This window comes from Delftia sp. K82 (genome assembly GCF_002193035.1).
GTDB lineage: Bacteria > Pseudomonadota > Gammaproteobacteria > Burkholderiales > Burkholderiaceae_C > Comamonas > Comamonas acidovorans.
Genome location: NZ_MYFL01000001.1, coordinates 1,041,924 through 1,065,058, shown reverse-complemented (window position 1 = coordinate 1,065,058; position 23,135 = coordinate 1,041,924). Strand labels below are relative to the sequence as shown.

The 23,135-nt window shown below is 67.8% G+C and carries 24 protein-coding genes; 16 read left to right on the top strand and 8 right to left on the bottom strand.

The annotated features are described in order from the left end of the window. Positions 1 to 241 precede the first annotated feature (241 nt). From KDK82_RS04655 to KDK82_RS04630, 6 genes are read left to right on the top strand one after another with little or no spacing between them, the layout of a single operon-like run. Positions 242 to 814: an RNA polymerase sigma factor gene (locus KDK82_RS04655; protein ID WP_013801505.1), complete on the top strand. Its 573-nt coding sequence runs from the start codon at positions 242 to 244 to the stop codon at positions 812 to 814. Then, complete coding sequence (locus KDK82_RS04650; protein WP_088164134.1) at positions 811 to 1,269, top strand: DUF3619 family protein; 459 nt, start codon at positions 811 to 813, stop codon at positions 1,267 to 1,269. The genes KDK82_RS04655 and KDK82_RS04650 overlap by 4 nt, the downstream gene beginning before the upstream one ends. Before the next feature lie 20 nt (positions 1,270 to 1,289). After that, positions 1,290 to 2,141, top strand: coding sequence for a DUF3106 domain-containing protein (locus KDK82_RS04645; protein WP_013801503.1), 852 nt, complete (start codon positions 1,290 to 1,292; stop codon positions 2,139 to 2,141). A gap of 29 nt (positions 2,142 to 2,170) precedes the next feature. Then, positions 2,171 to 2,716 (top strand): RDD family protein, encoded by a 546-nt coding sequence (locus tag KDK82_RS04640; RefSeq protein WP_013801502.1) that lies wholly within the window; start codon positions 2,171 to 2,173, stop codon positions 2,714 to 2,716. Positions 2,717 to 2,756: 40 nt separating this feature from the next. After that, a complete protein-coding gene (locus tag KDK82_RS04635) occupies positions 2,757 to 3,170 on the top strand; it encodes a diacylglycerol kinase (RefSeq protein WP_088164133.1) in 414 nt (137 codons plus the stop codon). After that, the gene (locus KDK82_RS04630; protein ID WP_012206672.1) at positions 3,167 to 3,760 is read left to right on the top strand and encodes a TIGR00730 family Rossman fold protein; all 594 of its coding nucleotides are present in this window, start codon (positions 3,167 to 3,169) and stop codon (positions 3,758 to 3,760) included. The genes KDK82_RS04635 and KDK82_RS04630 overlap by 4 nt, the downstream gene beginning before the upstream one ends. 101 nt (positions 3,761 to 3,861) lie before the next feature. Here the strand turns inward: KDK82_RS04630 and KDK82_RS04625 are convergent, their stop codons facing one another. Together KDK82_RS04625 and KDK82_RS04620 are read right to left on the bottom strand one after the other, a co-directional pair. After that, on the bottom strand, positions 3,862 to 4,200 hold the full coding sequence (locus KDK82_RS04625; protein ID WP_012206673.1) for a P-II family nitrogen regulator: 339 nt from the start codon (positions 4,198 to 4,200) through the stop codon (positions 3,862 to 3,864). A 71-nt stretch (positions 4,201 to 4,271) separates the two neighbouring features. Beyond that, positions 4,272 to 5,921, bottom strand: a complete 1,650-nt coding sequence (locus KDK82_RS04620) for an NAD+ synthase (protein WP_088164132.1) — start codon at positions 5,919 to 5,921, stop codon at positions 4,272 to 4,274. 86 nt (positions 5,922 to 6,007) lie between these two features. Between KDK82_RS04620 and KDK82_RS04615 the strand changes: the two genes are divergently transcribed. Continuing rightward, positions 6,008 to 7,240, top strand: a complete 1,233-nt coding sequence (locus KDK82_RS04615; RefSeq protein ID WP_088164131.1) for a GNAT family N-acetyltransferase — start codon at positions 6,008 to 6,010, stop codon at positions 7,238 to 7,240. A gap of 15 nt (positions 7,241 to 7,255) precedes the next feature. Here the strand turns inward: KDK82_RS04615 and KDK82_RS04610 are convergent, their stop codons facing one another. From KDK82_RS04610 to KDK82_RS04595, 4 genes are all read right to left on the bottom strand, one after another. Next, the gene (locus KDK82_RS04610; protein ID WP_088164130.1) at positions 7,256 to 9,082 is read right to left on the bottom strand and encodes a methyl-accepting chemotaxis protein; all 1,827 of its coding nucleotides are present in this window, start codon (positions 9,080 to 9,082) and stop codon (positions 7,256 to 7,258) included. 492 nt (positions 9,083 to 9,574) lie between these two features. Beyond that, positions 9,575 to 11,335 (bottom strand): methyl-accepting chemotaxis protein, encoded by a 1,761-nt coding sequence (locus KDK82_RS04605; RefSeq protein WP_088164129.1) that lies wholly within the window; start codon positions 11,333 to 11,335, stop codon positions 9,575 to 9,577. A gap of 181 nt (positions 11,336 to 11,516) precedes the next feature. Continuing rightward, on the bottom strand, positions 11,517 to 12,044 hold the full coding sequence (gene ppa, locus KDK82_RS04600; RefSeq protein ID WP_012206678.1) for an inorganic diphosphatase: 528 nt from the start codon (positions 12,042 to 12,044) through the stop codon (positions 11,517 to 11,519). A gap of 153 nt (positions 12,045 to 12,197) precedes the next feature. After that, complete coding sequence (locus tag KDK82_RS04595; protein WP_088164128.1) at positions 12,198 to 12,740, bottom strand: DUF962 domain-containing protein; 543 nt, start codon at positions 12,738 to 12,740, stop codon at positions 12,198 to 12,200. Between the two features lie 62 nt (positions 12,741 to 12,802). Between KDK82_RS04595 and KDK82_RS04590 the strand changes: the two genes are divergently transcribed. The 9 genes from KDK82_RS04590 to KDK82_RS04550 all read left to right on the top strand — a co-directional run bounded on the left by KDK82_RS04590 (position 12,803) and on the right by KDK82_RS04550 (position 21,189). Further along, positions 12,803 to 13,648 carry a Crp/Fnr family transcriptional regulator gene (locus KDK82_RS04590; protein WP_088164127.1) on the top strand — a complete coding sequence of 282 codons (846 nt, stop codon included), beginning with the start codon at positions 12,803 to 12,805 and terminating at the stop codon, positions 13,646 to 13,648. A gap of 113 nt (positions 13,649 to 13,761) precedes the next feature. Next, positions 13,762 to 15,195: an aldehyde dehydrogenase family protein gene (locus KDK82_RS04585; protein WP_088164126.1), complete on the top strand. Its 1,434-nt coding sequence runs from the start codon at positions 13,762 to 13,764 to the stop codon at positions 15,193 to 15,195. A 75-nt stretch (positions 15,196 to 15,270) separates the two neighbouring features. Beyond that, a complete protein-coding gene (locus KDK82_RS04580; RefSeq protein WP_088164125.1) occupies positions 15,271 to 15,870 on the top strand; it encodes a DUF2889 domain-containing protein in 600 nt (199 codons plus the stop codon). A gap of 26 nt (positions 15,871 to 15,896) precedes the next feature. Continuing rightward, positions 15,897 to 16,682, top strand: a complete 786-nt coding sequence (locus KDK82_RS04575) for an SDR family oxidoreductase (protein ID WP_088164124.1) — start codon at positions 15,897 to 15,899, stop codon at positions 16,680 to 16,682. Positions 16,683 to 16,747: 65 nt separating this feature from the next. Further along, the gene (gene moaA / locus KDK82_RS04570) at positions 16,748 to 17,884 is read left to right on the top strand and encodes a GTP 3',8-cyclase MoaA (protein ID WP_088164123.1); all 1,137 of its coding nucleotides are present in this window, start codon (positions 16,748 to 16,750) and stop codon (positions 17,882 to 17,884) included. An 85-nt stretch (positions 17,885 to 17,969) separates the two neighbouring features. Further along, positions 17,970 to 18,665, top strand: coding sequence for a molybdenum cofactor guanylyltransferase MobA (gene mobA / locus KDK82_RS04565; RefSeq protein ID WP_088164122.1), 696 nt, complete (start codon positions 17,970 to 17,972; stop codon positions 18,663 to 18,665). Between the two features lie 52 nt (positions 18,666 to 18,717). Further along, complete coding sequence (gene glp, locus KDK82_RS04560; RefSeq protein ID WP_043818975.1) at positions 18,718 to 20,064, top strand: gephyrin-like molybdotransferase Glp; 1,347 nt, start codon at positions 18,718 to 18,720, stop codon at positions 20,062 to 20,064. A gap of 14 nt (positions 20,065 to 20,078) precedes the next feature. Beyond that, positions 20,079 to 20,411, top strand: a complete 333-nt coding sequence (locus KDK82_RS04555) for a thioredoxin family protein (protein ID WP_034396086.1) — start codon at positions 20,079 to 20,081, stop codon at positions 20,409 to 20,411. A gap of 46 nt (positions 20,412 to 20,457) precedes the next feature. Continuing rightward, the gene (locus KDK82_RS04550; protein ID WP_224986460.1) at positions 20,458 to 21,189 is read left to right on the top strand and encodes a TetR/AcrR family transcriptional regulator; all 732 of its coding nucleotides are present in this window, start codon (positions 20,458 to 20,460) and stop codon (positions 21,187 to 21,189) included. A 53-nt stretch (positions 21,190 to 21,242) separates the two neighbouring features. Here KDK82_RS04550 and KDK82_RS04545 read toward each other — a convergent pair whose 3' ends face one another. Further along, positions 21,243 to 22,220, bottom strand: coding sequence for a tripartite tricarboxylate transporter substrate binding protein (locus tag KDK82_RS04545; protein ID WP_088164121.1), 978 nt, complete (start codon positions 22,218 to 22,220; stop codon positions 21,243 to 21,245). Between the two features lie 53 nt (positions 22,221 to 22,273). Then, entirely contained in the window at positions 22,274 to 23,095 is an 822-nt protein-coding gene (locus tag KDK82_RS04540) for a TauD/TfdA family dioxygenase (protein WP_088164120.1), read from the bottom strand. Between the last annotated feature and the right edge of the window lie 40 nt (positions 23,096 to 23,135).

Sequence of the window (23,135 nt, the reverse complement as noted above, 5' to 3'; positions counted from 1 at the left end):
GGGTGCCCCTTGCCTGAAGCCCTTGTGAGGCCGGTGCGGGACTTAGGACCAACAGACATGGGCGAGTGAGTAAACGCCGGACCGTGACCCGTTTGCCTTTTTGAATTGCAGCAGACATTATCGCACTGCAACAAGCCTGCGCGCCATCCTGCGAAAAAAATTGACAGTGCGGTGCGATAATCAGGCCCCGCACCCGTTCAGCCCCTCATCAACGAGCCCCTCATCCGGGCCTGCGTTCCTTTTGGCAACCGAGCAAGAACTATCCGACTTCCTCAAAAGCGTAGAAAAGCGAGCCTTCAAGCGCAGCTTTTTTCACGTCCGGGATGAGGAGGCGGCGCTGGACATCGTGCAGGACAGCATGCTCAAGCTGGCGCAGCACTATGGCGACAAGCCCATCAACGAGCTGCCCATGCTGTTCCAGCGCATCCTGTCCAACAGCACGCTGGACTGGTTTCGCAGGCAAAAAACGCAGAACGCCCTCTTCACCCGCATGAGCGACCTGGAGGCTTCGGCCGGCGACGATGCGGACTTCGACTGGCTCGAAACCTACGCCGACTCCGGCCAGAACGGCGAAACCGCCCGCAGCGCCGAAGATCTGACCGAGCGGGCCCAGATTTTGCAAAGCATTGAAAAAGAGATACAGGAGCTTCCAGCACGTCAACGCGAAGCTTTCCTGATGCGTTATTGGGAAGAGATGGACGTCGCGGAGACCGCTGCCGCGATGGGGTGTTCCGAAGGAAGTGTAAAAACACATTGTTTCCGCGCCATCCAGACATTGAGCAAGGCACTGAAGGCCAAAGGAATCGAGCTATGAAGACTGCGCCCACTCTCACTCTCCACAGCGAAATGGCGGCCGACCGCATCGCACGCCGGATCACCGCGCGCCTGGGTGACGGCGAGGCGTTGCTGCCATACGACATCACCGAACGGCTGCGCGCTGGGCGCGAGCGCGCCCTGTCCGTTCGCCGGCGCGAGCTGCGCGCTGCACCGCTGCAGACCGCCAGCGCAACCCAGGCCCAGGGCGGCACCCTGACGATGGGCTCGGGCGACGAGGGCGGCACCTGGTGGCGCGCGCTGATCTCGGCCGTGCCGGTGCTGGCGTTAATCGTTGGCCTGGTGGTCGTCAACGTGCAGACGGACCAGACAGGTCTGACCGAGGTTGCCGAGGTGGATACCGCCTTGCTGACCGATGATCTGCCGCCTGCCGCCTACGCCGACCCCGGCTTCATCCAGTACCTGAAGACTTCGGCCACCAACACGGAACGCTGATCCCCGCCTTGCCTGCCTGCATGCCCACTGATTCACGCGCCGCGTTCCACCGCTCAGCCGCCGCCATCCTGGCGGCGGTGCTGTTGATGGCGCTGGCCTGGACCGGCTGGCGCGTCGTGCAGCAGGTACGGCTGGCACCCAGCACCGTCTCGCCGGCCACGATCGCAGCCTCCAAGACCCTGCACGGTGATGCAGCCACACGCCAGCGCGCCACGGACCTGGCCTCCGGCCCGCGCTGGGCAGAGCTGACACCGGCGCAGAGCAGCGTGCTTGAACCCCTGTCCGAGCGCTGGTCCATGATGGATGCGCTGCAAAAGCGCCGCTGGATGGCGCTGGCCGAGGGCTGGGACAAGCTCAGTGAAAAAGAGCAGGAAAAGCTGCGCGATCGCATGCAGACCTGGTCCAGCCTCAGCGCCCAGCAGCGCAGCCAGGCCCGACTGAATTTCGCCCTGACCAACCGCCTGGCCACGGACAAGCGCGCCCAATGGGAGGCCTACCAGGCGCTCAGCGACGAGGAAAAACGCCTGCTGGCCGCGCGCGCCGCGCCCAAGGCCAAGGGCGCCGCCACCGCCATAGAGCCCGTGGCCCCCAAGCGGCTGGCGCGGATTCCGGCGGCCTCGGTGGCTCCGGCCACCATTCCGAATCCGCCGAAGATTCCGCCCGCCACCATCTACAACCCGCCGCTCCCCGTGCCCCCGGCCCCATCGCCTGCGGCCGTGGAAACCCATCCCGTGCGCCCGCCGGCGCTGGTGGAGACGGCGCCGGTGGAAGTGCCCTCGGCCACGCCCATGCCTTTGCCGCCCATGGAACTGCATGACAGCCCCGATGCTGCATCCCAGCCATCGCACGGCGAAGCGCCCCTCTCGCATTGACGCACTGACGCACCGATCTCCCCGTCCGCATGACGAACGCCACATCCCCCGCCTCCACCACGGCAGCCGCAACCGCAGCCTCCCCACAGATGGCCCCGCGACTGGCGCGGCGCATGGCCTGCTGGCTCTACGAGGGCATGCTGCTGTTCGGCGTGGTCTTCATTGCAGGCTATCTGTTCGGCACCCTGTCGCAGACACGCAACGCCATGGACAACCGCCATGCGCTGCAGGCCTTCATGTTCGTGGTGCTGGGCATCTATTTCGTCTGGTTCTGGTCCAAGGGCCAGACGCTGGCCATGAAAACCTGGCACATCCGCCTGGTGGATGCAGCGGGCCAGCCCGTCAGCCAGTTGCGCGCGCTGCGGCGCTATGTGTTCAGCTGGATCTGGCTGCTGCCGCCACTGGCGGCCTATTCGACCGGCGTGCCTGCACTGACCACGCTGATGCTGCTGGTGCTGTGGGTAGCGCTCTGGGCACTTCTGAGCCGCTTTCATCCGCGCCGCCAGTTCTGGCATGACGCATGGGCCGGCACCCAGTTGATCCACCAGGCCCCGGCACCCAGGAAAAAGCGCTGACAGCCCCAGAGGCAGCGTCGCATCTCCTACACTCGCAAGCATGCCCGCCGCATCTCCCGACCCGACCGACAGTGCACCTGTCAATCCCCAGAAAAGCCGCACAGGCCTGACGCGTGTCTGGCACGCAGCAGGCTATTCGCTCTCAGGCCTTCGCGCCGGATGGAACGAAAAAGCCTTCCGCCAGGAAGCGCTGGCCGCCAGCGTGCTGATCCCTGCCGCCTTCTGGCTGGGAAGCAGCTGGATCGAGGTCGCACTGCTGGCGGGCACCGTGTTGCTGGTGCTGATCGTGGAGCTGCTCAACAGCGGCATCGAGGCCGTGGTCGATCGCATAGGCCCCGAATGGCACGTTCTGTCCAAGCAGGCCAAGGACATGGGCAGCGCGGCCGTGATGCTGGCGCTGCTGCTGTGCGCCGGCGTCTGGCTGGCCGCCCTCTATCAACGGTTCATTGCATGACAAATCCCACGTTTTCCATTTGTGTGTATTGCGGCTCGCGCCCCGGCGACCAGCCCGGATTCATTGAGGCGGCCCGCGCCACCGGCCGCTGGATCGGTGAGCACGGCGGCCAGCTGGTCTATGGAGGCGGCCGCAGCGGCCTGATGGGCGAGGTGGCCGAGGCCACGCGGCAGGCCGGCGGCCGCGTCGTGGGCGTGATCCCGCAGGCGCTGGTGGACAAGGAACTGGCCAACCATGCCTGCGATGAACTGCACATCGTCCAGACCATGCACGAGCGCAAGGCCATGATGGCCGAGCGCAGCGATGCCTTCGTCGCCTTGCCCGGCGGCATAGGCACCTTCGAGGAATTGTTCGAGGTCTGGACCTGGCGCCAGCTGCGCTATCACGACAAGCCCATCGGCCTGCTCAATGTGGATGGCTACTACGACAGCATGCTGCAGTTCCTGCAGACCTGCGTGGGCCATGGCTTCATGGGCGAGTGGCAGATGGGACTGATCGAAAGCGGCAGCGACATCCCCACGCTGCTGCAATCCCTGGTGCAGAACGCCGGCACGGGCCTGGAGACTGCGCCCTTGCGCGCCGTGATCTGAACAGAAGCGGAAACGGAAACGGCCACCCTTGAGAGGATGGCCGCCAGCGTCGAGATATCAAGAATGCAGGGCGCCGAATGCGCCCTGCCCTGCTCTCGGACTCAAATGGCTCCGTCGTCGAGCTCGCCGGTACGGATGCGCACCACGCGCTCCACGGCCGTGACGAAGATCTTGCCGTCACCGATCTTGCCCGTGCGCGCCACGTTGACGATGGCGTCCACGCAGCGGTCCACGTCCTCGGTACGGACCACGACCTCGATCTTCACCTTGGGCAGGAAGTCCACCACGTACTCAGCGCCGCGGTAAAGCTCGGTATGGCCCTTCTGGCGGCCAAAGCCCTTGACCTCGGTGACGGTCAGGCCGTTGACGCCGCAGTCGGCCAGTGCCTCGCGGACCTCTTCCAGCTTGAACGGCTTGATGATGGCGGTGATCATTTTCATGGGGTGAACTCCTCAGTGCATGCAATACGGGGCAAGACGGCTGGCCGGGAAACCCCGCAGCCTCAGGTGCTTCAAGCGCGAAAGCGGTTGGTGATGGGGTAGCGCCAATCCTTGCCGAAGCTGCGGCGCGTCAGTCGCGGCCCCACGGGCGCCTGGCGGCGTTTGTACTCGTTGATCTGGATCAGGCGCGTCACTCGCTCCACATCGGCGCTGGCGTACCCGTCGGCCACGATGGAGGCGATGCTTTCGTTATTTTCCATGTAACGGCGCACGATGGCATCGAGCACCTCATAAGCGGGCAGGCTGTCCTGGTCTTTCTGGTCAGGGCGCAGTTCGGCGCTGGGCGGGCGCGTGATGATGCGATCCGGAATGGGGTCCAGCCCCGTGCCGAACGGATCGTTGGCATTGCGCCAGCGCGCCAGCGCAAAGACCTCGGTCTTGAGCACGTCCTTGATCACGGCAAAGCCGCCCGCCATGTCGCCATAGAGCGTGCAGTAACCGGTGGACATCTCGCTCTTGTTGCCGGTGGTCAGCACCACGGAGCCGAACTTGTTGGACAGGCCCATCAGCAAGGTGCCGCGGATGCGGGCCTGCAGGTTTTCTTCGGTCGTGTCCTCGGCGCGGCCCGCGAAGGCCGGGGCCAGGGCGGCCTTGAAGGCCTCGAACTGGGGCGCGATGGAGATTTCGTCATAGCGCACGCCCACGCGCTCGGCCATGTCACGCGCGTCAATCCAGCTGATGTCGGCCGTATAGGGCGAAGGCATCATCACCGTATGCACCTTGTCCGCTCCCAGGGCATCGACTGCAATCGCCAGCACCAGGGCCGAGTCGATACCGCCCGACAGGCCCAGCAGGGCGCCGGGGAAACGGTTCTTGCCCACGTAGTCGCGCACGGCCAGCACCAGGGCGGACCACAGCGCCGGCAGGTGCCCTGGCTGCGCAATCACCTCGCCGGCCAGCAACAGCCCCTGCCCGCCCGTGCGGACCCCCACCTGCGGCAAGGCCTCGGCAAAGGCCGGCGCGCGCGCGGCAATGGAGCCGTCCGCCTGCACGGCAAAGGAGCTGCCATCAAAGACGATTTCATCCTGGCCGCCAACCAGATGTGCGTAGACCAGGGGCAGGCCAGTCTCGCACGCACGCGCGGCCAGCGTGGCTTCGCGTTCGGCCTGCTTGCCCTCATGGAAGGGCGAGGCATTGATCACGGCCAGCAATTGCGCACCGGCCTGAGCGGCGGCGCGTGCGGGTTCGGGATGCCAGGCGTCCTCGCAGATCAGCAGGCCCACGCGCACGCCCTGCACTTCGATCACGCAGGGCGATTGGCCGGCCACAAAGTAGCGCTGCTCGTCGAACACGCCGTAGTTGGGCAGGCATTGCTTGGCATGGCTGCATTCCACGCGCCCGTCGCGCAGCACGCTGGCCGCATTGCGCAACGCGCCACCGGCGCCGGGGTCGCGCCAGGGATGGCCCAGCACCAGCGCCAGGCCCGGCCATTGCGCGGTCTCCAGCGCAAGCTGCTGCACAGCCTGGTCGCAGGCATCCAGAAAGGCGGGGCGCAGATACAGGTCTTCGGCCGCATAGCCGCACAGGGCAAGCTCGGGCGTCAGCAGCAAGCGCGCTCCCGTGGCATAAGCTTCACGGGCTGCGGCAATGATTTTCTGGACATTGCCGGGCAGGTCGCCCACGACAAAGTTGAGCTGGGCAGTGCAGATGGAGAGCGTCATGGAATGCAATGGAGCCAACAGGGCCGACAAGGCCACCCCACAGCGAAAGGCGGCAGCGCGCGTCACACCGGCCTGCAAGGAATGGCATGGCTGAAACCGCAATTATCACCCGCGTGCTGGACAGCGTGCAGCAGCTCGATGCCCAGGCCTGGAATGCGCTGCTGGCATCGCAGGCCGCGCCCACTCCCTTCATGCGCCACGAGTACCTGAGCGCGCTGGAATCCAGCGGCAGCGCCGTGCCGCAAACCGGCTGGGCCGGCCGCGTGGTCACGCTCTGGCAGGGCGGCGAGCTGGTCGCCGCCTGCCCGGTCTACGCCAAGGCGCACTCCTATGGCGAGTACGTGTTCGACTTTGCCTGGGCGCGCGCCTACGCCCAGCATGGCCTGGACTACTACCCCAAGGGCGTGCTGGCCGTGCCTTTCACGCCCGTGCCGGGCAGCCGCCTGCTGGCGCGCACGCCCTTGCTGCGTGCAGCCCTGGTGCGCGCGGTGCGCGAATGGGCCCAGGCGCAGCAGCTGTCTTCGCTGCACCTGCTGTTCAGCGATGCCGAGGATCTGGCAGCCTGCGATGCCGACGGCTGGATGCAGCGCAGCACCGTGCAGTTCCACTGGAGCAACCAGGGCGCCGATGGCGCCGGGCACAGCGATTTCGACCACTTTCTGGCGACGCTGAACCAGGAAAAGCGCAAGAAGATACGCCAGGAAAGGCGCAAGGTGCATGAGGCCGGCGTGCGCTTTCGCGCCCTGCACGGGCCGGACATGGGAGCACAGGACTGGGCCTTTTTCTACCGCTGCCACGAGCGTACCTACCTGGAGCATGGCAACGCCCCGTACCTCGAACCGGCCTTCTTCGAGGCCATGGCGCGCCAGATGCCCGAGGCCTGGCTGATGTTCATCGCCGAGCGCGACGGCCAGCCCATGGCCTGCAGCCTGATCGCGCTGGATGCTGCGGCCGCAAGGCTGTCAGCGGGCCATCCAGGCGGGTGCGCCCATGCGCCGCAGGCCCCGCAGGCCCCGCAGGGAACGGCCTACGGCCGCTACTGGGGCGCACTGGAGCGTGTGGATTGCCTGCATTTCGAGGCCTGCTACTACCAGCCCATCGCCTGGTGCATAGAACGCGGCATTGCGCATTTCGAGGGAGGCGCCCAGGGCGAGCACAAGATGGCGCGGGCGCTGCTGCCCGTGGTCACCCCCAGCGCCCACTGGATTGCCCACCCGTCCTTTGCCGATGCCATCTCGCGCTTTCTGGACCGCGAGGGCGAGGGCATGGCCGGCTATCTGCAGGAGCTGCAGGCCCACAGCCCGCTGCGCCAGGGGTAAGGCCAGGGCCAAGGCTCAGAAGGTTTCCCAGTCGTCATCGCCCTGGCCGGGCTGGCGTGGTGCCGGCTTGCCGGCCTGCGTGGGTCCGGTGCGCGGCCGGATGGGGGGCGTGGCATCGCGCTCAAGCCGGCGGGCCAGCGTCTCGCCGCCTGCAGGCGCACCGCCGCCGCCCAGGGCCGCAGGCCGCGCAGGGCTGGCGGGTGGGGCAGGCCGGACAGGCGGGGCTGCGGGGCGCGCTGCGGCGCTGGCCGGTGCCGCCACCCTGTGCGGCACATGCGCATGGCTGTCCGTGGCGCCACGGGGCAACTGGAAGACGGCCACGGCCTCGACCAGGTCCTGCGCCTGCTTGCGCAGCGAGGCAGCGGCGGCCGCGCTTTCCTCGACCAGGGCCGCGTTCTGCTGCGTGGTCTGGTCCATCTGCGTGACGGCTTCGCCAACCTGGGCCACGCCGGAGCTCTGCTCGGTGCTGGCCGAGCTGATCTCGCCCATGATGTCGGTGACCCGGCCGATGGCGGCCACCACTTCGGTCATGGTCGTGCCTGCGCGGTCCACCAGTTGCGAGCCCTGCTCCACACGCTCCACGCTGGCCGTGATCAGCGCCTTGATTTCCTTGGCCGCCTCGGCGCTGCGCTGCGCCAGCGAGCGCACCTCGCCCGCCACCACGGCAAAACCCCGGCCCTGCTCACCTGCGCGGGCCGCCTCCACGGCGGCATTGAGCGCAAGGATGTTGGTCTGGAAAGCAATGGAGTCGATCACGCCGATGATGTCGCCGATGCGCCGGCTGCTGTCGTTGATGCCCTTCATGGTTTCCACGGCCTCGGCCACCACTTCGCCGCCACGGCGCGCAACGCTGGATGCATTGAGCGCCAGTTGATTGGCCTGGCGTGCGTTGTCGGCGTTCTGGCGCACGGTGGAGCCCAGCTCCTCCATGGAGGCTGCCGTCTGCTCCAGGGCACTGGCCTGCTCTTCCGTGCGGCTGGACAGGTCGGCATTGCCCGAGGCAATCTGCGCGCTGGCCGAGGCCACGCCTTCGGCGTTCTGGCGCACGCTGCGCACGGTCTGCACCAGGCTGGACTGCATGCGCTGCAGCGCGCCCAGCAGCAGGCCGGTTTCGTCATGGCGGTCGATGCGGATGGTCCCGCCCAGGTCGCCGTTGGCCACGCGGTCTGCGGCATCGACCGCATGCGCCAGCGGCGCGCGGATGGAGCGCGTCAGCCACAGGCCGGCCAGCACGGCCAGCAGCACGGCCGCCAGCGCCGCCACGCTGAGGACGACGACCGAGCGCCCGTACACAGCCTCGGCATTGCGGCTTTCCTGCAAGGCGGCATCACTGTTGAGCTTGACCAGCAGATCCAGCGTGTTCGACGAATCGTTGTAGAGCTTCAGCGACTCGCCGCCCAGCACCGCCTGGGCCTTTTCCTTCTCGCCCTGGCGCGACAGCGCCAGCACCTGCTGGCTCAGTTGCTGGTAGCGCTCGCGTTCCTGGACCAGTTGCGCGTAGAGCCTGCGTTCTTCGTCGGATGACAGCAGCGGCTCATAGGCCTTCTTGCGCTCGGCCAGGCGGCGCTGCAGTTGTTCCAGCTGCTTTTCCGAATCGGTCTTGTAGGCGGCATCGTCATTGTTGACATGGCGCACTTCCAGAAGGCGCGTGCGCACGACATCGGTGCCGATCTGGTTGATCACTTCCACGCTGGGCATGGCGTTGCCCGTGATGACTTCCATGCTGGCGCGCATGGAACGCAGTTGCACCAGGGCCGCGGCCACCACGGCCAGCAGCAGCAGCACCAGCAGGCCGAAGGTGCCCAGCATGCGCGTTGAGATCTTGAGGTTTTTCACGTTCATCTTTCTTGTCGAAGTCCTGCCATCTTGTTGTGCCTAGCTTTGTGTTGCGCCATGGACAGGCGTCAGCCAGGCCCGGCGCGGACTTCGCAAAAACAGATCTGCCGCAGCCGCGCAAGTCGGCTCGTTGGCAGGGATTGGAGAGGGAGAGCCACCGCGGTGGCGCGGCCTGCTGGAAGACTGATTGCCGCCAGGCGTGGCGACCATGAGAACAAGGTGATCACGGGATATCCCTTCGCTCCTAGGGAGCGGCGCCAGAAGCCGCCATTGTTCACGCTGTAAGAATAGGACTACATCCACTTACATTCTGCCAGTATCCAGGCATTGTTCAGGACAAGTTCAGGTACTGGTAGTAGGCAGAAACCTTCACTGGCAGATTTGTGCCACAGCCTCTCGCTCCCGTCTTGCGCCAGCTCAGCGGCAGACACAAAAGGAAAGCGGCCCCATGCAAAGCATGGAGCCGCCAGAAAAGGAAGCTGAACTGCGCGTGAGGCCTCAGAACGCGGCCCACTCCTCATCGTCGGCGGTGGCCGTCTTGGTGGCCTTGGCCGGGGTGGCCGCAGCGATCTGTTGTGCCGGCCTGGCGGCCATGGGAGCCAGGGCCGGACGCGGTGCCAAGGAGGCAACAACCGTTGCGCGCGATGCTGCGGCAGTCGCCACAGAGACAACTGGCGCATCGGCAGCCGCCGTGCGAAATACCGAGACCGAGGCCACCATGGCCTGTGCCTGCTGCTGCAGCGACTGGGCGGCGGCGGCGCTTTGCTCCACCAGGGCCGCGTTCTGCTGCGTGGCTTGGTCCATCTGCGTGATGGCATCACCCACCTGGGCCACGCCCGCGCTCTGCTCGCTGCTGGCCGCGCTGATCTCGCCCATGATGTCCGTCACGCGCCGGATGGCGGTGACGATTTCCGACATGGTCTCGCCCGCCTTGTCCACCAGCTGCGTGCCCTGCTCCACGCGCTGCTCGCTGGCCTGGATCAGCGCCTTGATCTCCTTGGCCGCCTCGGCGCTGCGCTGGGCCAGCGAACGGACCTCGCCCGCCACCACGGCAAAGCCCCGGCCCTGCTCGCCTGCGCGGGCCGCTTCCACGGCCGCGTTCAGCGCAAGAATGTTGGTCTGGAAGGCAATGCCATCGATCACGCCGATGATGTCGGCGATCTGGCGGCTGCTGTCGTTGATGCCCTTCATGGTGTCCACCACCTGGGCCACGACTTCGCCGCCACGCGCGGCGATGCCCGATGCGGAGGCCGCCATCTGGTTGGCCTGGCGTGCGCTGTCGGCGTTCTGCCGCACGGTGGCGCCCAGTTGCTCCATGGAGGCTGCCGTTTCCTCCAGCGCGCTGGCCTGGCTTTCGGTGCGCGCCGACAGATCGGCATTGCCCTGGGCGATCTCGCCAGCGGCCAGTGCCACGCCCTGCGCGTTGCCGCGCACCTCGCCCACCAGCTCGGCGAGCTTGCGGCGCATGTCTTCCTGCGCGTTGATGAGCTGGCCCATTTCGTCGCGGCGGCGGCTGGTGACCGGCGTCTCCAGATGGCCGGCCGCCACGTTGCGCGCCACATGGACGGCCTGGGCGACGGGGCCGGTCACGGCACGCGTGATGGCCCAGCCCACCAGGGCTGCAATGGCCACCACCACGGCCAGCGTGCCCAGCACCCAGATGCGGGCGAGGTCAAAGCCGGCCTGCGCCTGCTGGCGTGCCTGCTCGCCCGCCTCGCGCTGCAGGGTCAGCAGGCGGCCGGCGCTTTCGGCCAGCTTGCCGAACTGCGCCTCGGATTCGCCTGCGAACATCAGCCCCATCTCGTCGGCCATGAAGGCCTGCTCCTCGGTGGTCGAATAGTTGCCGGCACGCGCGCGCTCCAGCAGGCGCGCATGCATGGCCAGGAACTGCTGCTTGAAGCCGAGGTAGTCGTCAAAGGCCGCGCGCAGGGCCTGCTGGTCGATCAGCGCACGCAGAGCCGTCTCATGCTCGCCGATGGTCTGCAGCCGGTCCTGCACCTGCTTGGCAAAGCCATCGACCTCGCCCAGGCTGCGCGCCGAGGCGATGCCGGCCTCGTGGCGGCGCAGGCGGTTGTACTCGGAGCGCATGGCGCCCGCATGGAACATGCTGGGCAGGGCCACATCCGACAAATGCAATGCGTTGCGGTGCATTTGCGCCAGTTGCAACCAGGCCACCGCCCCCAGGATGGCCGAGAACAGGACCATGACGAGGAATCCCATGCCCAGCTTCGTGCCCATGCGCCAATCTGCCAACTTCATTTGCTCGCTCCCGGGCTGATGGCTCGCACCAGCGCCTGATTGATCTGCCCAAACCCTGATCCACGACAAAACAAAAAACGCACCCGGCGCGTAGGCAACGGGTGCGTTTCAAATTGTATCAACTGCGAAGCGGGCATTTACCTCAGCGCAGTTGAGACTCCCTCAACGGGAGTGAAAAGGATCAGCCCTTGTAGTTGGCGATGCCGTCCACGACTTCCTTCTTGGCCTCGTCCACGCCCTTCCAGCCCAGCACCTTGACCCACTTGCCCTTTTCCAGGTCCTTGTAGTGCTCGAAGAAATGCTGGATCTGCTTGAGGGTGATCTCGTGGATGTCTTCCAGCGTGTTGATCTTGTCGTAGGCGGGCAGCAGCTTTTGCGTGGGCACGGCCAGGACCTTGCCATCCACGCCGGACTCGTCTTCCATCAGCAGGATGCCGATGGGGCGGCAGGCCACGACCACGCCCGGGGGCAGCGGGAAGGGCGTCATCACCAGCACGTCCACCGGATCGCCGTCGCCGGACAGCGTCTGGGGCACATAGCCGTAGTTGGCCGGGTAGTGCATGGCCGTGCCCATGAAGCGGTCCACGAAGACGGCGCCGCTTTCCTTGTCCACTTCGTACTTGATGGGATCGGAGTTGGCCGAGATCTCGATGACCACGTTGAAGGTTTCAGGAGCGTTCTTGCCCGGTGTGACTTTGTCGAAAGACATGATGGATGAGGAGAGTTGAAACAAAAAAGCCCCCGCAGGGGGATAGCAGCGTGATTTTAGGCGCAGGCACACGCCCCCACGGATGGCTCCGCAGGAACGCCTGCCATGCTACGGCGGCAAGCCTGCGCCAAGCTTGCAGCGCCCGGGCCGTTTTCAGGCGTGTGCGCCGCCCGCGCGCCGTTGCACGGGCCCGCTGCGCTGCTCCACCGCATGCTGCACTTCGCGGCGCAGGCCCAGGGCAAAGCCCAACTCGGCCAGCACGAACAGCGGCCCGATGACCAGGCCCACGATGTCATCCAGGAAAGCCGGCTTGCGGCCCTCGTAGTAATGGCCCGCGAACTGGATCACCCAGCCCACGGCGAAGATGCCCAGGCCCCAGCCCAGCCAAGCCCCCATCGGCAGCATGGCGATGGGCTGGGCCAGCGCCAGCATCAGGGCAAGCACCAGGGCCATGGCGATGCCGTAGCGCAGGTCCAGCAGACAGTAGTAGATGCCTGCCGCCAGTGCCGCCAGCAGGGCCAGGCTCAATGGCAGCTCGGGCAGGCCATCGCCCAAGGGGACAGCCCACTGCAGGCGGGCCAGCAAAATCACCACCGCCCACATGATCAGCGGCACGCCGACGAAGTGCGTGAGGATGTTGCGCGGATCACGGTGATAGTCCGCGTACTGGGACAGTTGGTCGATGAGGGTTTTCATAGGCTGCACCTGCGGTGGATGTTGCGCAACCATGGTGGTGTCATCAAGGATTGGCGTCTGTCATGGATCCGACACAAGCCTCATCGCACACCTCGGGCTTACCCGCACCCGCCCCGGCAGCTCCGGCAGCCCACGCCGCCCCGCGCGGCGTACGGCGCCGTGCTGCGGCCGGCCCGCCGGGCATGGCCGATCTCTGGGCCACCATCGAGGCGGGCCGCTGGTTCCACGCCCTGCCGCCGGAGCTGGGCGCACAGCTCAAGGCACTGGCCCAGCCCCGCACGCTGGCGGCAGGCGACTGGCTGTTCCGGCGCGGCGACCCGCCCTGCGGCCTGTATGCGGTGGCGCGTGGGGCGCTCAGCATCTCGGGAACGGCCGCCTGCGGCGAGCAGGCCCGCACGGCGCTGCTGACCCTGGTGGAGCCTCCCATGTGGCTGGGGGAAATCGCGCTGTTCGATGGAGCCGAGCGCACCCACGATGCTCAGGCAGCCACGGCCTGCACCGTGCTGCACGTGCCTCAGGCCCCACTGCAGGCATGGCTGGCGGCCCATCCCGAACACTGGCAGGTGCTGGCCTTGCTGCTGACCGACAAGCTGCGCGTGTGCCTGATGGCGCTGGAGGAGCACACGCTGCTGCCTGCGCCGCAGCGCCTGGCGCGGCGCCTGGTGCGCATGGCCGAAGGCTTTGACCAGTGGCAGCCGGACGGCCAGGGCCGCCAGCGCTGGCGCCGCGAGCTGGATGTTTCCCAGGAACAGCTGGCGCGCATGCTGGGCCTGTCGCGCCAGACCACCAACCAGATCCTGCAGGAGCTGCAGCAGGCCGGTTGCCTGCAACTGCGGCGCGGCAAGATGGAGGTGCTGGACCGGCAGGGCCTGCGCGACGCGGGTTGGCCCGAGGACGGAAGCCACTGAAGCCACTGAAGCCACTGAAGCCACTGAAGCCGCTGGAGCCACCAAGGCGATCGAGGGGACGCAGCAACGCCCGGGACTGGACAAGCGGCGCGGGCACCCCACAATCGGGCTCCATGCAATACCACTACATCGGCAATGCGTCCGTGCCCACGGAGTCGGGACGCACGATCCCCGTGCTGGACCCGTCGGACGGGCAGGCTTTCGACGAGCTGCAGCGCGGCTCGCCCCAGGACATCGACCTGGCCGTGCGTTCGGCGCGCGAGTGCCAGGACAGCGTCTGGAGCAAGCTTTCTGCCGCAGAGCGCGGTCGCCTGCTGATGCACCTGTCGGGCAGCGTGCTCCAGCATGCCGATGAGCTCACGGCCATTGAGCAGCGCGACTGCGGCAAGCCCACGCGCCAGGCCCGTGCCGACGTGCTGGCGCTTGCGCGCTACTTCGAGTTCTATGCCGGCGCCTGCGACAAGCTGCACGGTGAGACCCTGCCCTACCAGCAGGGCTACAGCGCCCTGACCTGGCGCGAGCCCCACGGCGTGACCGGTCATATCGTCCCCTGGAACTATCCCATGCAGATCCTGGGCCGCAGCGTGGGCGCGGCGCTGGCTGCGGGCAATACCTGTGTGGTCAAGCCCTCGGAAGACGCCTGCCTGTCCGTGCTGCGCGTGGCGCGGCTGGCCACCGAGGCAGGCTTTCCAGCCGGCGCCTTCAACGTGGTCACCGGCCTGGGTCACGAGGTGGGCGAGGCCCTGGCGCGCCATCCCGGCGTAGACCACCTGAGCTTCACGGGCAGCCCCGGCGTGGGCACGCTGATCCAGCAGGCGGCTGCCGAGCGCCACTGCCCCGTCACGCTGGAGCTGGGCGGCAAGAGCCCGCAGATCGTGTTTGCAGACGCGGACCTTGATGCCGCCGTGCCCGCCATCGTCAATGCCATCGTGCAGAACGCGGGCCAGACCTGCTCGGCAGGTTCGCGCGTGCTGATCGACTCGCTGATCTACGAGCCGCTGCTCGAACGCCTGGGCCAGGCCTTCGAGGCGCTGCGCGTGGGCCCGGCCGCCATGGACCTGGACCTCGGGCCGCTGATCCGCGCCAGCCAGCAGCAGCGCGTCTGGGATTTCCTGTCCGACGCCCAGGTGGCCGGCATTGCCGTGGTGGCGCAGGGCCAGATCGTCGAGGATGCGCCCGACAGCGGCTTTTACCAGGCGCCCACCCTGCTGCGCGACGTGCCGCCCGAGCACCGGCTGGCGCAGGAAGAGATTTTCGGCCCCGTGCTCTGCGCCATGCCCTTCCATGACGAGGACCATGCCGTGCAACTGGCCAATGGCACGGCCTACGGCCTGGTGGCAGGCCTGTGGACGCGCGACGGCGCGCGCCAGCTGCGCATGGCGCGGCGCCTGCGCTGCGGCCAGGTCTTCATCAACAACTACGGCGCCGGTGGCGGCGTGGAGCTGCCCTTCGGCGGCGTCAAGTCCAGCGGCCATGGCCGCGAAAAGGGCTTCGAGGCGCTCTACGGATTTACCACGCTGAAGACCGTCGCCATACGGCATGGCTGATCGTTGCGCATGACGGAAAATCGCGGGATGCCCGGCGCCAGCCGGCAGCCCGCGACAGAAAGAACAGCTTCCCCCATGCCCCTGTCCCCCATTCCCGACCGCACGCCCCAGCATGAACGCGACGTGCGCTACCGCAGCTACGCCCGCGCCGACGGCCTCTGGGATATCGAAGGCGAGCTGCGCGACAGCAAGACCCATGACATCGAACTGAGCGGCGGCCGCCACATGCCCGCCGGCACGGCCATACACCACATGTGGATACGCACCACGGTCGATGCCCGCCTGGTGGTGCAGGCCATCGAGGTCGTCATGGATTCCCACCCGCTGGGCCACTGCCCCGAGGCCACGCGGGCCATGCAGAAAATGGTCGGCTGCAGCATGGCGCGCGGCTGGCGCAAGGCCATCAACGAGAACCTGGGCGGCGTGGCCAGCTGCACGCATCTGCGCGAGCTGCTGTTCAACATGGCCACCGCCGCCTTCCAGTCCGTGCCGGGCGTCTTTGGCGATGCCGACCCCAGCCAGCCGCCACGCCACCTGGGCCAGTGCCTGGGCTGGGACTTCAACGGCCCCGGTGTGGCCCGCTATTACCCGCAATTCGTGGGCTGGCAGCCCGGCACAGGCGGCGCGCCCCCGATCCCGGCGACCACAGCAACCACCGAAACCCAGGGGGCCTGACCCCCCCGACCGAGGAGCAAAGCCCGATGCGTGTCCAGGACAAATCCATCATCGTCACAGGTGCCGGCAGCGGCATCGGGGCCGGCATCGCCCAGCGGCTGGCCGCCGAAGGTGCCCGGGTCATCGTCAACGACATCGACCGCGAGGCCGGCACGCGCGTGGCACAGTCCATCACCGCCGAAGGCGGCCGGGCACTTTTCGTGCAGGCGGACATGACAAGCAGCGAACAGGTCAAGGCCCTGGTGGAGGCCACGCTGCAGGCGCATGGCCGGCTCGATGCCTTCGTCAACAACGCGGGCTGGACGCACCGCAACCGCCCCATGCTCGAAGTCAGCGAGGCCGAGTTCGACCGCGTCTACGCCATCAACGTCAAGAGCATCTACCTTTCTGCCGTGCACGGCGTGCCCGCCATGCGCGCCAACCCAGCGCTGGCCGATGGCCGCCCTGGCGGCGGCAGCTTCATCAACATCGCCTCCACGGCCGGCCTGCGCCCTCGGCCAGGGCTGACCTGGTACAACGGCTCCAAGGGTGCCGTCATCATCACCAGCAAGTCCATGGCGGCCGAGCTCGGGCCCGAGAACATCCGCGTCAACTGCATCAACCCCGTGTTCAACCCGGACACCGGCCTGGCCGCCGAGTTCGCCGGCGGCCCGGTGGACGAAGCGCGCCGCGCACGCTTTCTGGCGACCATTCCGCTGGGCCGCTTCTCCACCGCAGGGGACGTGGCCAATGCCGCGCTGTATCTGGCCAGCGACGAGGCCGCCTTCATCAGCGGCACCTGCATCGAGGTGGACGGAGCGCGCTGCGTCTAGACACAGATCAAGAACTGCAGGCTTGCGCAGTGCCTGGGCATAGGCATTCGGGCAAAATCACAGGCATGGCAGAACGAGTGATCCCCCTGGTCGACGAGCGCTCCCCCACGCGCCCGGCCGCCGTGCCAAGTCTGCTGCAGACGCCCACCGGCGATCTGCAGGACAGGCTTGGCCGGTCGCTGCGCGACCTGCGCATCAGCATCACCGACCGCTGCAACTTCCGCTGCAGCTACTGCATGCCCAAGGAAGTCTTCGACAAGAACTACAGCTACCTGCCGCACGGCTCGCTGCTGAGTTTCGAGGAAATCACGCGCACGGCGCGCCTGTTCGTACAGCACGGCGTGCAGAAGATCCGGCTGACGGGTGGCGAGCCGCTGCTGCGCAAGAACGTGGAAACGCTGGTGGAGCAGCTCTCCGCCCTGCGCACGCCCGGCGGCCAGCCGCTGGACCTGACGCTGACCACCAACGACTCCCTGCTGGCCCGCAAGGCCCGCGCGCTCAAGGACGCCGGCCTGAACCGCGTCACCGTGAGCCTGGACGGGCTGGACGACGCGGTGTTCCGCAGCATGAACGACGTGGACTTCCCGGTCTCCGACGTGCTGGCCGGCATCGAGGCGGCCCAGGCCGCGGGCCTGACCAACATCAAGGTCAACATGGTGGTCAAGCGCGGCACCAACGAAGACCAGATCCTGCCCATGGCGCGCCACTTCCAGGGCACGGGCGTGACCTTGCGCTTCATCGAATACATGGATGTGGGCGCGACCAACGGCTGGCGCATGGACGAGGTCCTGCCCTCCGACGAGGTCATCGCCCGGCTGCGCGCCGAACTGCCCCTGGTGCCGCTGCAGCCCAGCGCCACCGGCGAGACGGCCGTGCGCTGGGGCTATGCCGACGCGCGCGGCCTGCACGACCCGTCGCTGGGCGAGGTCGGCGTGATCAGCAGCGTCACCCATGCTTTTTGCGGCGACTGCAACCGCGCGCGCCTGTCCACCGAAGGCCGGCTGTACCTGTGCCTGTTCGCCTCCGAAGGCTGGGACCTGCGCAGCCTGCTGCGCAGCGGCGCCAGCGATGCAGAGGTCGCCTCCGCGCTGGCCCCCATCTGGCAGCAGCGCAGCGACCGCTACTCCGAGCTGCGCGCCAGCCTGCCGGCCAGCACGGGCACGCAGCGCAGGCGCATCGAGATGAGCTACATCGGCGGCTGATCCGTGCGGCGTGCGCGGGGTGTCGGCGCCCTGCCATCGCCGCCCCGCCCCCTACTCCTTTTCCCGCTGCTCCCTCCCGCCCCACATGCCCCCTTCTTCCCATCCCGCTCCCCTGCACGTCCCCCTGCCCCTGAACGACATCACGGGCTGCGTGCTGGCAGGCGGGCGCGGCATGCGAATGGGCGGCATCGACAAGGGGCTGCAGCCCTTTCTGGGCCAGCCGCTGGCAGCCCATGCGCTGGACCGCCTGGCGCCCCAGGTCGGGCATCTGCTGATCAACGCCAATCGCCATGCCGAGGCCTATGCGCAATTGGGCGCGGCCCACGGTGCGCCGGTCTGGCCCGATGCCGAACCCGACTATCCCGGCCCGCTGGCCGGCTTCCTGAGTGGCCTGATGCACTGCCGGACGCCCTGGCTGGTCTGCGTGCCCTGCGATACGCCGCTGTTCCCGCTGGACCTTGTGGAGCGGCTTGTGCAGGCAGCGCTGTCGCAGCAGCCTGCGGCCGACATCGTCGTCGCCCATGGCTGGGAGCACTCGCTTGACGCAGATCAATCCCTGCTGCGGGCCCAGCCCGTGTTCTGCCTGATGCGGTCATCGCTGCGTGATAGTCTGCAATCGTTCATACGCTCGGGCGGCCGCAAGATCGATGCATGGACGGGCCAGCACCGCTGCGCCCCGGCCCTCTTCGACCGCGCGGGCGACAGCCCGCTGGCCTTTGCCAACGCCAACACGCAGCAGGAGCTGCAGGCGCTGGCGCGCGCCGCAGCCACCCCGTCGTAGTGCCCCGCGCCGCCGGCCCGCACGCCGCCTTGCCCAACCGGATTCCGTTCTGATGACAGCATCCTTCCAGCCCGCATCCCCCACCACCGCATCCACCCAGGACCTGAGGGTCGATCAGGCCCTGACACAGCTGGCCAGCCTGCTGCAGCCCCTGGGCCCGGTGGCAGAGTTGGAGACGCTGGCGCTGGCCGATGCGCTGGACCGCGTGCTGGCCGAAGACATCGTCTCCCCCGTCGATGTGCCAGCGCATGACAACGCCGCCATGGATGGCTATGCCTTCGATGGTGGCCAGCTGCAGGCAGCTCACGCCGGTTCGCCCGCTGCACCGCTGGTGCTGCGCGTAGTCGGCCAGGCCCTGGCCGGCAAACCCTGGCACGGCACCGTGCAGGCCGGCGAGTGCATCAAGATCATGACCGGCGCCGTGTTGCCTAGCGGGCTGGACACGGTGATCGCGCATGAACGCACCGTGTCCGCAGGCACTGACCACATCGGCATTCCGGCAGGCAGCGTGCGTGCCGGGGACAACCGGCGCCTGCGCGGCGAGGACCTGAGCCTGGGCCGCGTGGCCCTGGCGGCGGGCCAGCGCCTGCATCCCGCGGCCCTGGGCCTGATCGCCAGCCTGGGCCAGCCCCAGGTGCGCGTGCGCAGGCGGCTGCGCGTGGCCTATTTCTCCACGGGCGATGAAATCCTCCACCCCGGCACGGCGCCGCGCGAGGGTGCGGTCTACGACAGCAACCGCTTCAGCCTCATCGGCCTGCTGCAGCGCATGGGCGTGCAGGTGCTGGACCTGGGCGTGGTGGCCGACGAGCCCGAGGCCCTGCAGGAGCGCCTGCGCGAAGCCGCCTCTTTGGCCGACGTGGTGCTGACCAGCGGCGGCATCAGCGCAGGCGAGGCCGACCACACGCGCGCCATGCTGCAGCGCATGGGCTGCGTGCACTTCTGGCGACTGGCCATGCGGCCCGGCCGTCCGCTGGCCGTGGGCCTGCTGCAGCCTGATGCGGGCACGCCGTTTGCCGCAAGCCGCACGCCTGCACGCACCACGGTGCTGATCGGCCTTCCTGGCAATCCCGTGGCTGCCATGGTCAGCTTTCTGGTCTTTGTCCGTCCGGCACTGCTGCAGCTCATGGGCGCTGCGCAGGCAGCTGCCGAGCCGGCCGCCCTGCCCCAGGCCGTGGCTGCCCATGCGCTGTCCAAGCGGCCGGGCCGCACCGAATACCAGCGCGGCCTTCTGTCCACAGGCGCCGATGGCCGCTGCCTGGTCCGCACCACCGGGCCGCAGGGTTCGGGCGTGCTGCGCTCCATGGCCGAGGCCGACTGCCTCATCGTGCTCGAACATGAGCGCGGTGCCGTGCAAGCCGGCGAAACCGTGTCCATCCTGCCGCTGCAGGCCTTTCCCTGACAGGAGATTGCCCCATGCCCTTCCAGTCCAAGCACCTGACCGACGCCCCCGATCGCAGCACCGTCGACACACTGCCCGGCGCTACCTTGCTGGAGTTCGGCACCGCCTGGTGCGGCCACTGCCAGGGCGCGCAACCGCTGATTGCCCAGGCGCTGGATGCCGCCCCGCAGGTGGCCCACATCAAGGTGGAAGACGGCCCCGGCCGGGCCCTGGGTCGCAGCTACCGCGTCAAGCTCTGGCCCACCCTGATCTTTCTGCGTGACGGGCAGGAGGTGCAAAGGCTGGTGCGGCCCCAGCAGGCCCGCGAGATCGCGGATGCGCTGGCCCGCATCACCGCCCAGCCCTGACACTTGCGGCGCGGCCGCTGCCTGTGTATCGCCGACAATGGCCCGCATGCCGCCTCAAAAGAAGCCAACCGAATCCGCGCCCAAGAAGCCCCGCCGCAACAGCGGCCGCCCGCTGGCCGACGATGCCGTCGGCCGAGACATCATCCTGCAGACCACGGTCAACCTGCTCAAGACCCGCACGCCGGAGCAGCTGAGCATTCTGGAAATCGCGGCGGCAGCCGGTGTCACGCGTGCCCTGGTGCGCTACTACTTCAGCAGCCTCAAGGGCTTGCTGCAGGAGGTGACGGAGTCCCTGATGCGCGAGTTGCAAAACCGCATGGAAGTGGCGCTCAGGACGCAGGGCACGGTGGAAGAGCGCGTCTACCAGCGCCTGCTGCTGCGGCTGGATTTCATGCGCGAGCACCCGCAGTTCGAGCGGCTGGCGCTCTCCGAGATCTACCACTACGAAAGCGAAGAAGAGCCGCCGCCCTCGGGCACGCCGCTGCAGCGCATCACGCGGCGCGGGCTGGAGCTGACCTCGACCATGCTGATGAACGGAGCACAGGCCAGCCACCCGGCACAGGTGGACCCGCGCTTCATCCACCTGGCCATCCTCAGCATTTCGGCCTTCCTGCCCACGGCACGGCCGCTGCTGGCCGAACTGTTCGGTGAGGGACCCGAGGCAGACCAGCAGATCGAGCGCTACCTGCGCTTCATGTCTCACCTGCTGGCCGAGCGCATCAGGCAGGATGCGCCGGCGCAAGACCACCCTCCTTCCCCGGGCCACCACCCGGGATGACTTGCGCCGGCGCCCGCTGCTTCCTCCCTCCTTTCGTTCAGCGCCTGTTCAATCTAGTCAGGCTGTATGCCCAGCTCCTTGACCAGCCGCCCGAAGCGCTCGAAATCGCCGGCATTGGTCTTGCCCAGCCGCTGGGGCGGGCCGCCCACAGGGACGGTTCCCAGCGTGGCCATGCGCGCCACCACGTCGGGCATCCTGAGGATCTCGTTGAGATGCGTATTGAGCAGCTTGACCACCTCGGCGGGCATGTTCCTGGGGCCGAACAGGCCGTACCAGGCGGTCAGCTCCACGTCCTTGTAGCCCAGCTCGGCCAGCGTGGGAACGTCGGGCGCCAGCGGTGAGCGCTGGGCGTCGGCCACGGCCAGCGCCACCAGCTTGCCGCCGGGCAGGTAGGGGGCGATGGAGCCCAGCGTGCTGTAGGTGAAGGGCACATGGCCGCCCACCACATCGGTGACGGCCGGGGCCACGCCCTTGTAGGGAATGGCCTCGAAGCGGGCGCCCGTGGCGCGCCGGACCATCTCGCCGAGGAAGTGCATGGGCGAGCCGTTGCCCGGCGTGGCATAGCCCAGCGAGCGGCCTTGGCTGGAGGAGATGGCCTCCTTGAAGCTGCGCACGCCCGCACCGGGCCCGGCGACGAGGAACAGCGAAGTGGAGCCGACCTCGATCACGGGCGTGAAGCCATTGAGCACGTCGTAGCCGTGGCCCGCGCCCAGCTTGAGCACCAGTTGGGCCATGGCAAAGGTATTGGGCGCCAGCAGCAGCGTGTAGCCATCGGCCGGTGCCTTGGCCACATAGCTGCTGCCGATGGTGCCGCTGGCGCCCGCGCGGTTGTCCACGAGCACGGACTGGCCGATGCGGGCCGACAGCTTCTCGCCCAGCAGCCGCGCCAGCGCGTCGGTATCGCCGCCTGCGGGGTAGGCCACGACGATGGTGACCGGCTTGTGGGGGTAGGTCTGGGCCTGCGCCGGACCGGCGAGCAGCGCCAGGGCCATGGCCGCGCCCAGGGCGAGCGTTCTGCGTTTCGCTTTCATGGAGAGGGCTTTCATCGTGGTTTTTTCATTGTCAGCAAAGGTCGTTGCCGGGCTCAAGCCTGGCGTATCGCCACACGGTGCATCCGCCGCGCTGCGGGGTGGTAGTCATTGACCGCGTAGTGCTGCGTGGCCAGGTTGTCCCAGATGGCCACCGAGCCCTTGCGCCAGCGAAAGCGCACCTGCCATTCAGGCACCTTGGCCAGCCCGCTGAGCATGGCGATCAGGGCCGCGCTCTCGTCGCTGGTCACGCCTTCTATGTGCGTGGTGTAGAGCGAGTTCACAAAGGCCACGGGCAGGCAGGTCACCGGGTGCACCAGGACCACGGGCTGCTCCAGCGGCGGATGCTTGAGGCGCGTGGCCCGATAGGCCTCGCCCGAGGGATCGCGGCGCATCAGGCTTTGCCTCAGGGCCGGCGCCTCCCAGTTGTGGGTGGCGCGCAGCTTGCGCAGATAGGCCTGCAGCTCGGGCGCCAGCGAGGCGAAGGCCGTGGTCATGCTGGCCCACATGGTGTCGCCGCCCGTGGGCGGCACGTCCACGGCGTAGAGGCAGGCACCGGCGGGCGGCTTGGTCTGCCAGGTCAGGTCGGCATGCCAGATGTCGGTGCCGGTGCGCGTGCCCTGGCTGATCAGCAGCTCGACATGGGGATCGTCCGGGTGCGAGGGAAAGGTGGAGGACACGGGCTCTACCTTGCCGAACACCTGGGCCACGCGCACCTGCTGCGCAGGGTCCAGCGTCTGGTCGCGGAAGAAGATGACCTGGCGCTCGGCCAGCAGCTTGCGCAGCGCGTCCGCATGGTCATGCACCTGCGCCGGGTCCGAGAGATCGATGCCGTATATCTCCGATCCTATGCACGGGGTGATGTGTTCGACTTGCATGAAATTCCTTTTCTCAAAAAAAGCGGGGTTGGAGTGGTGA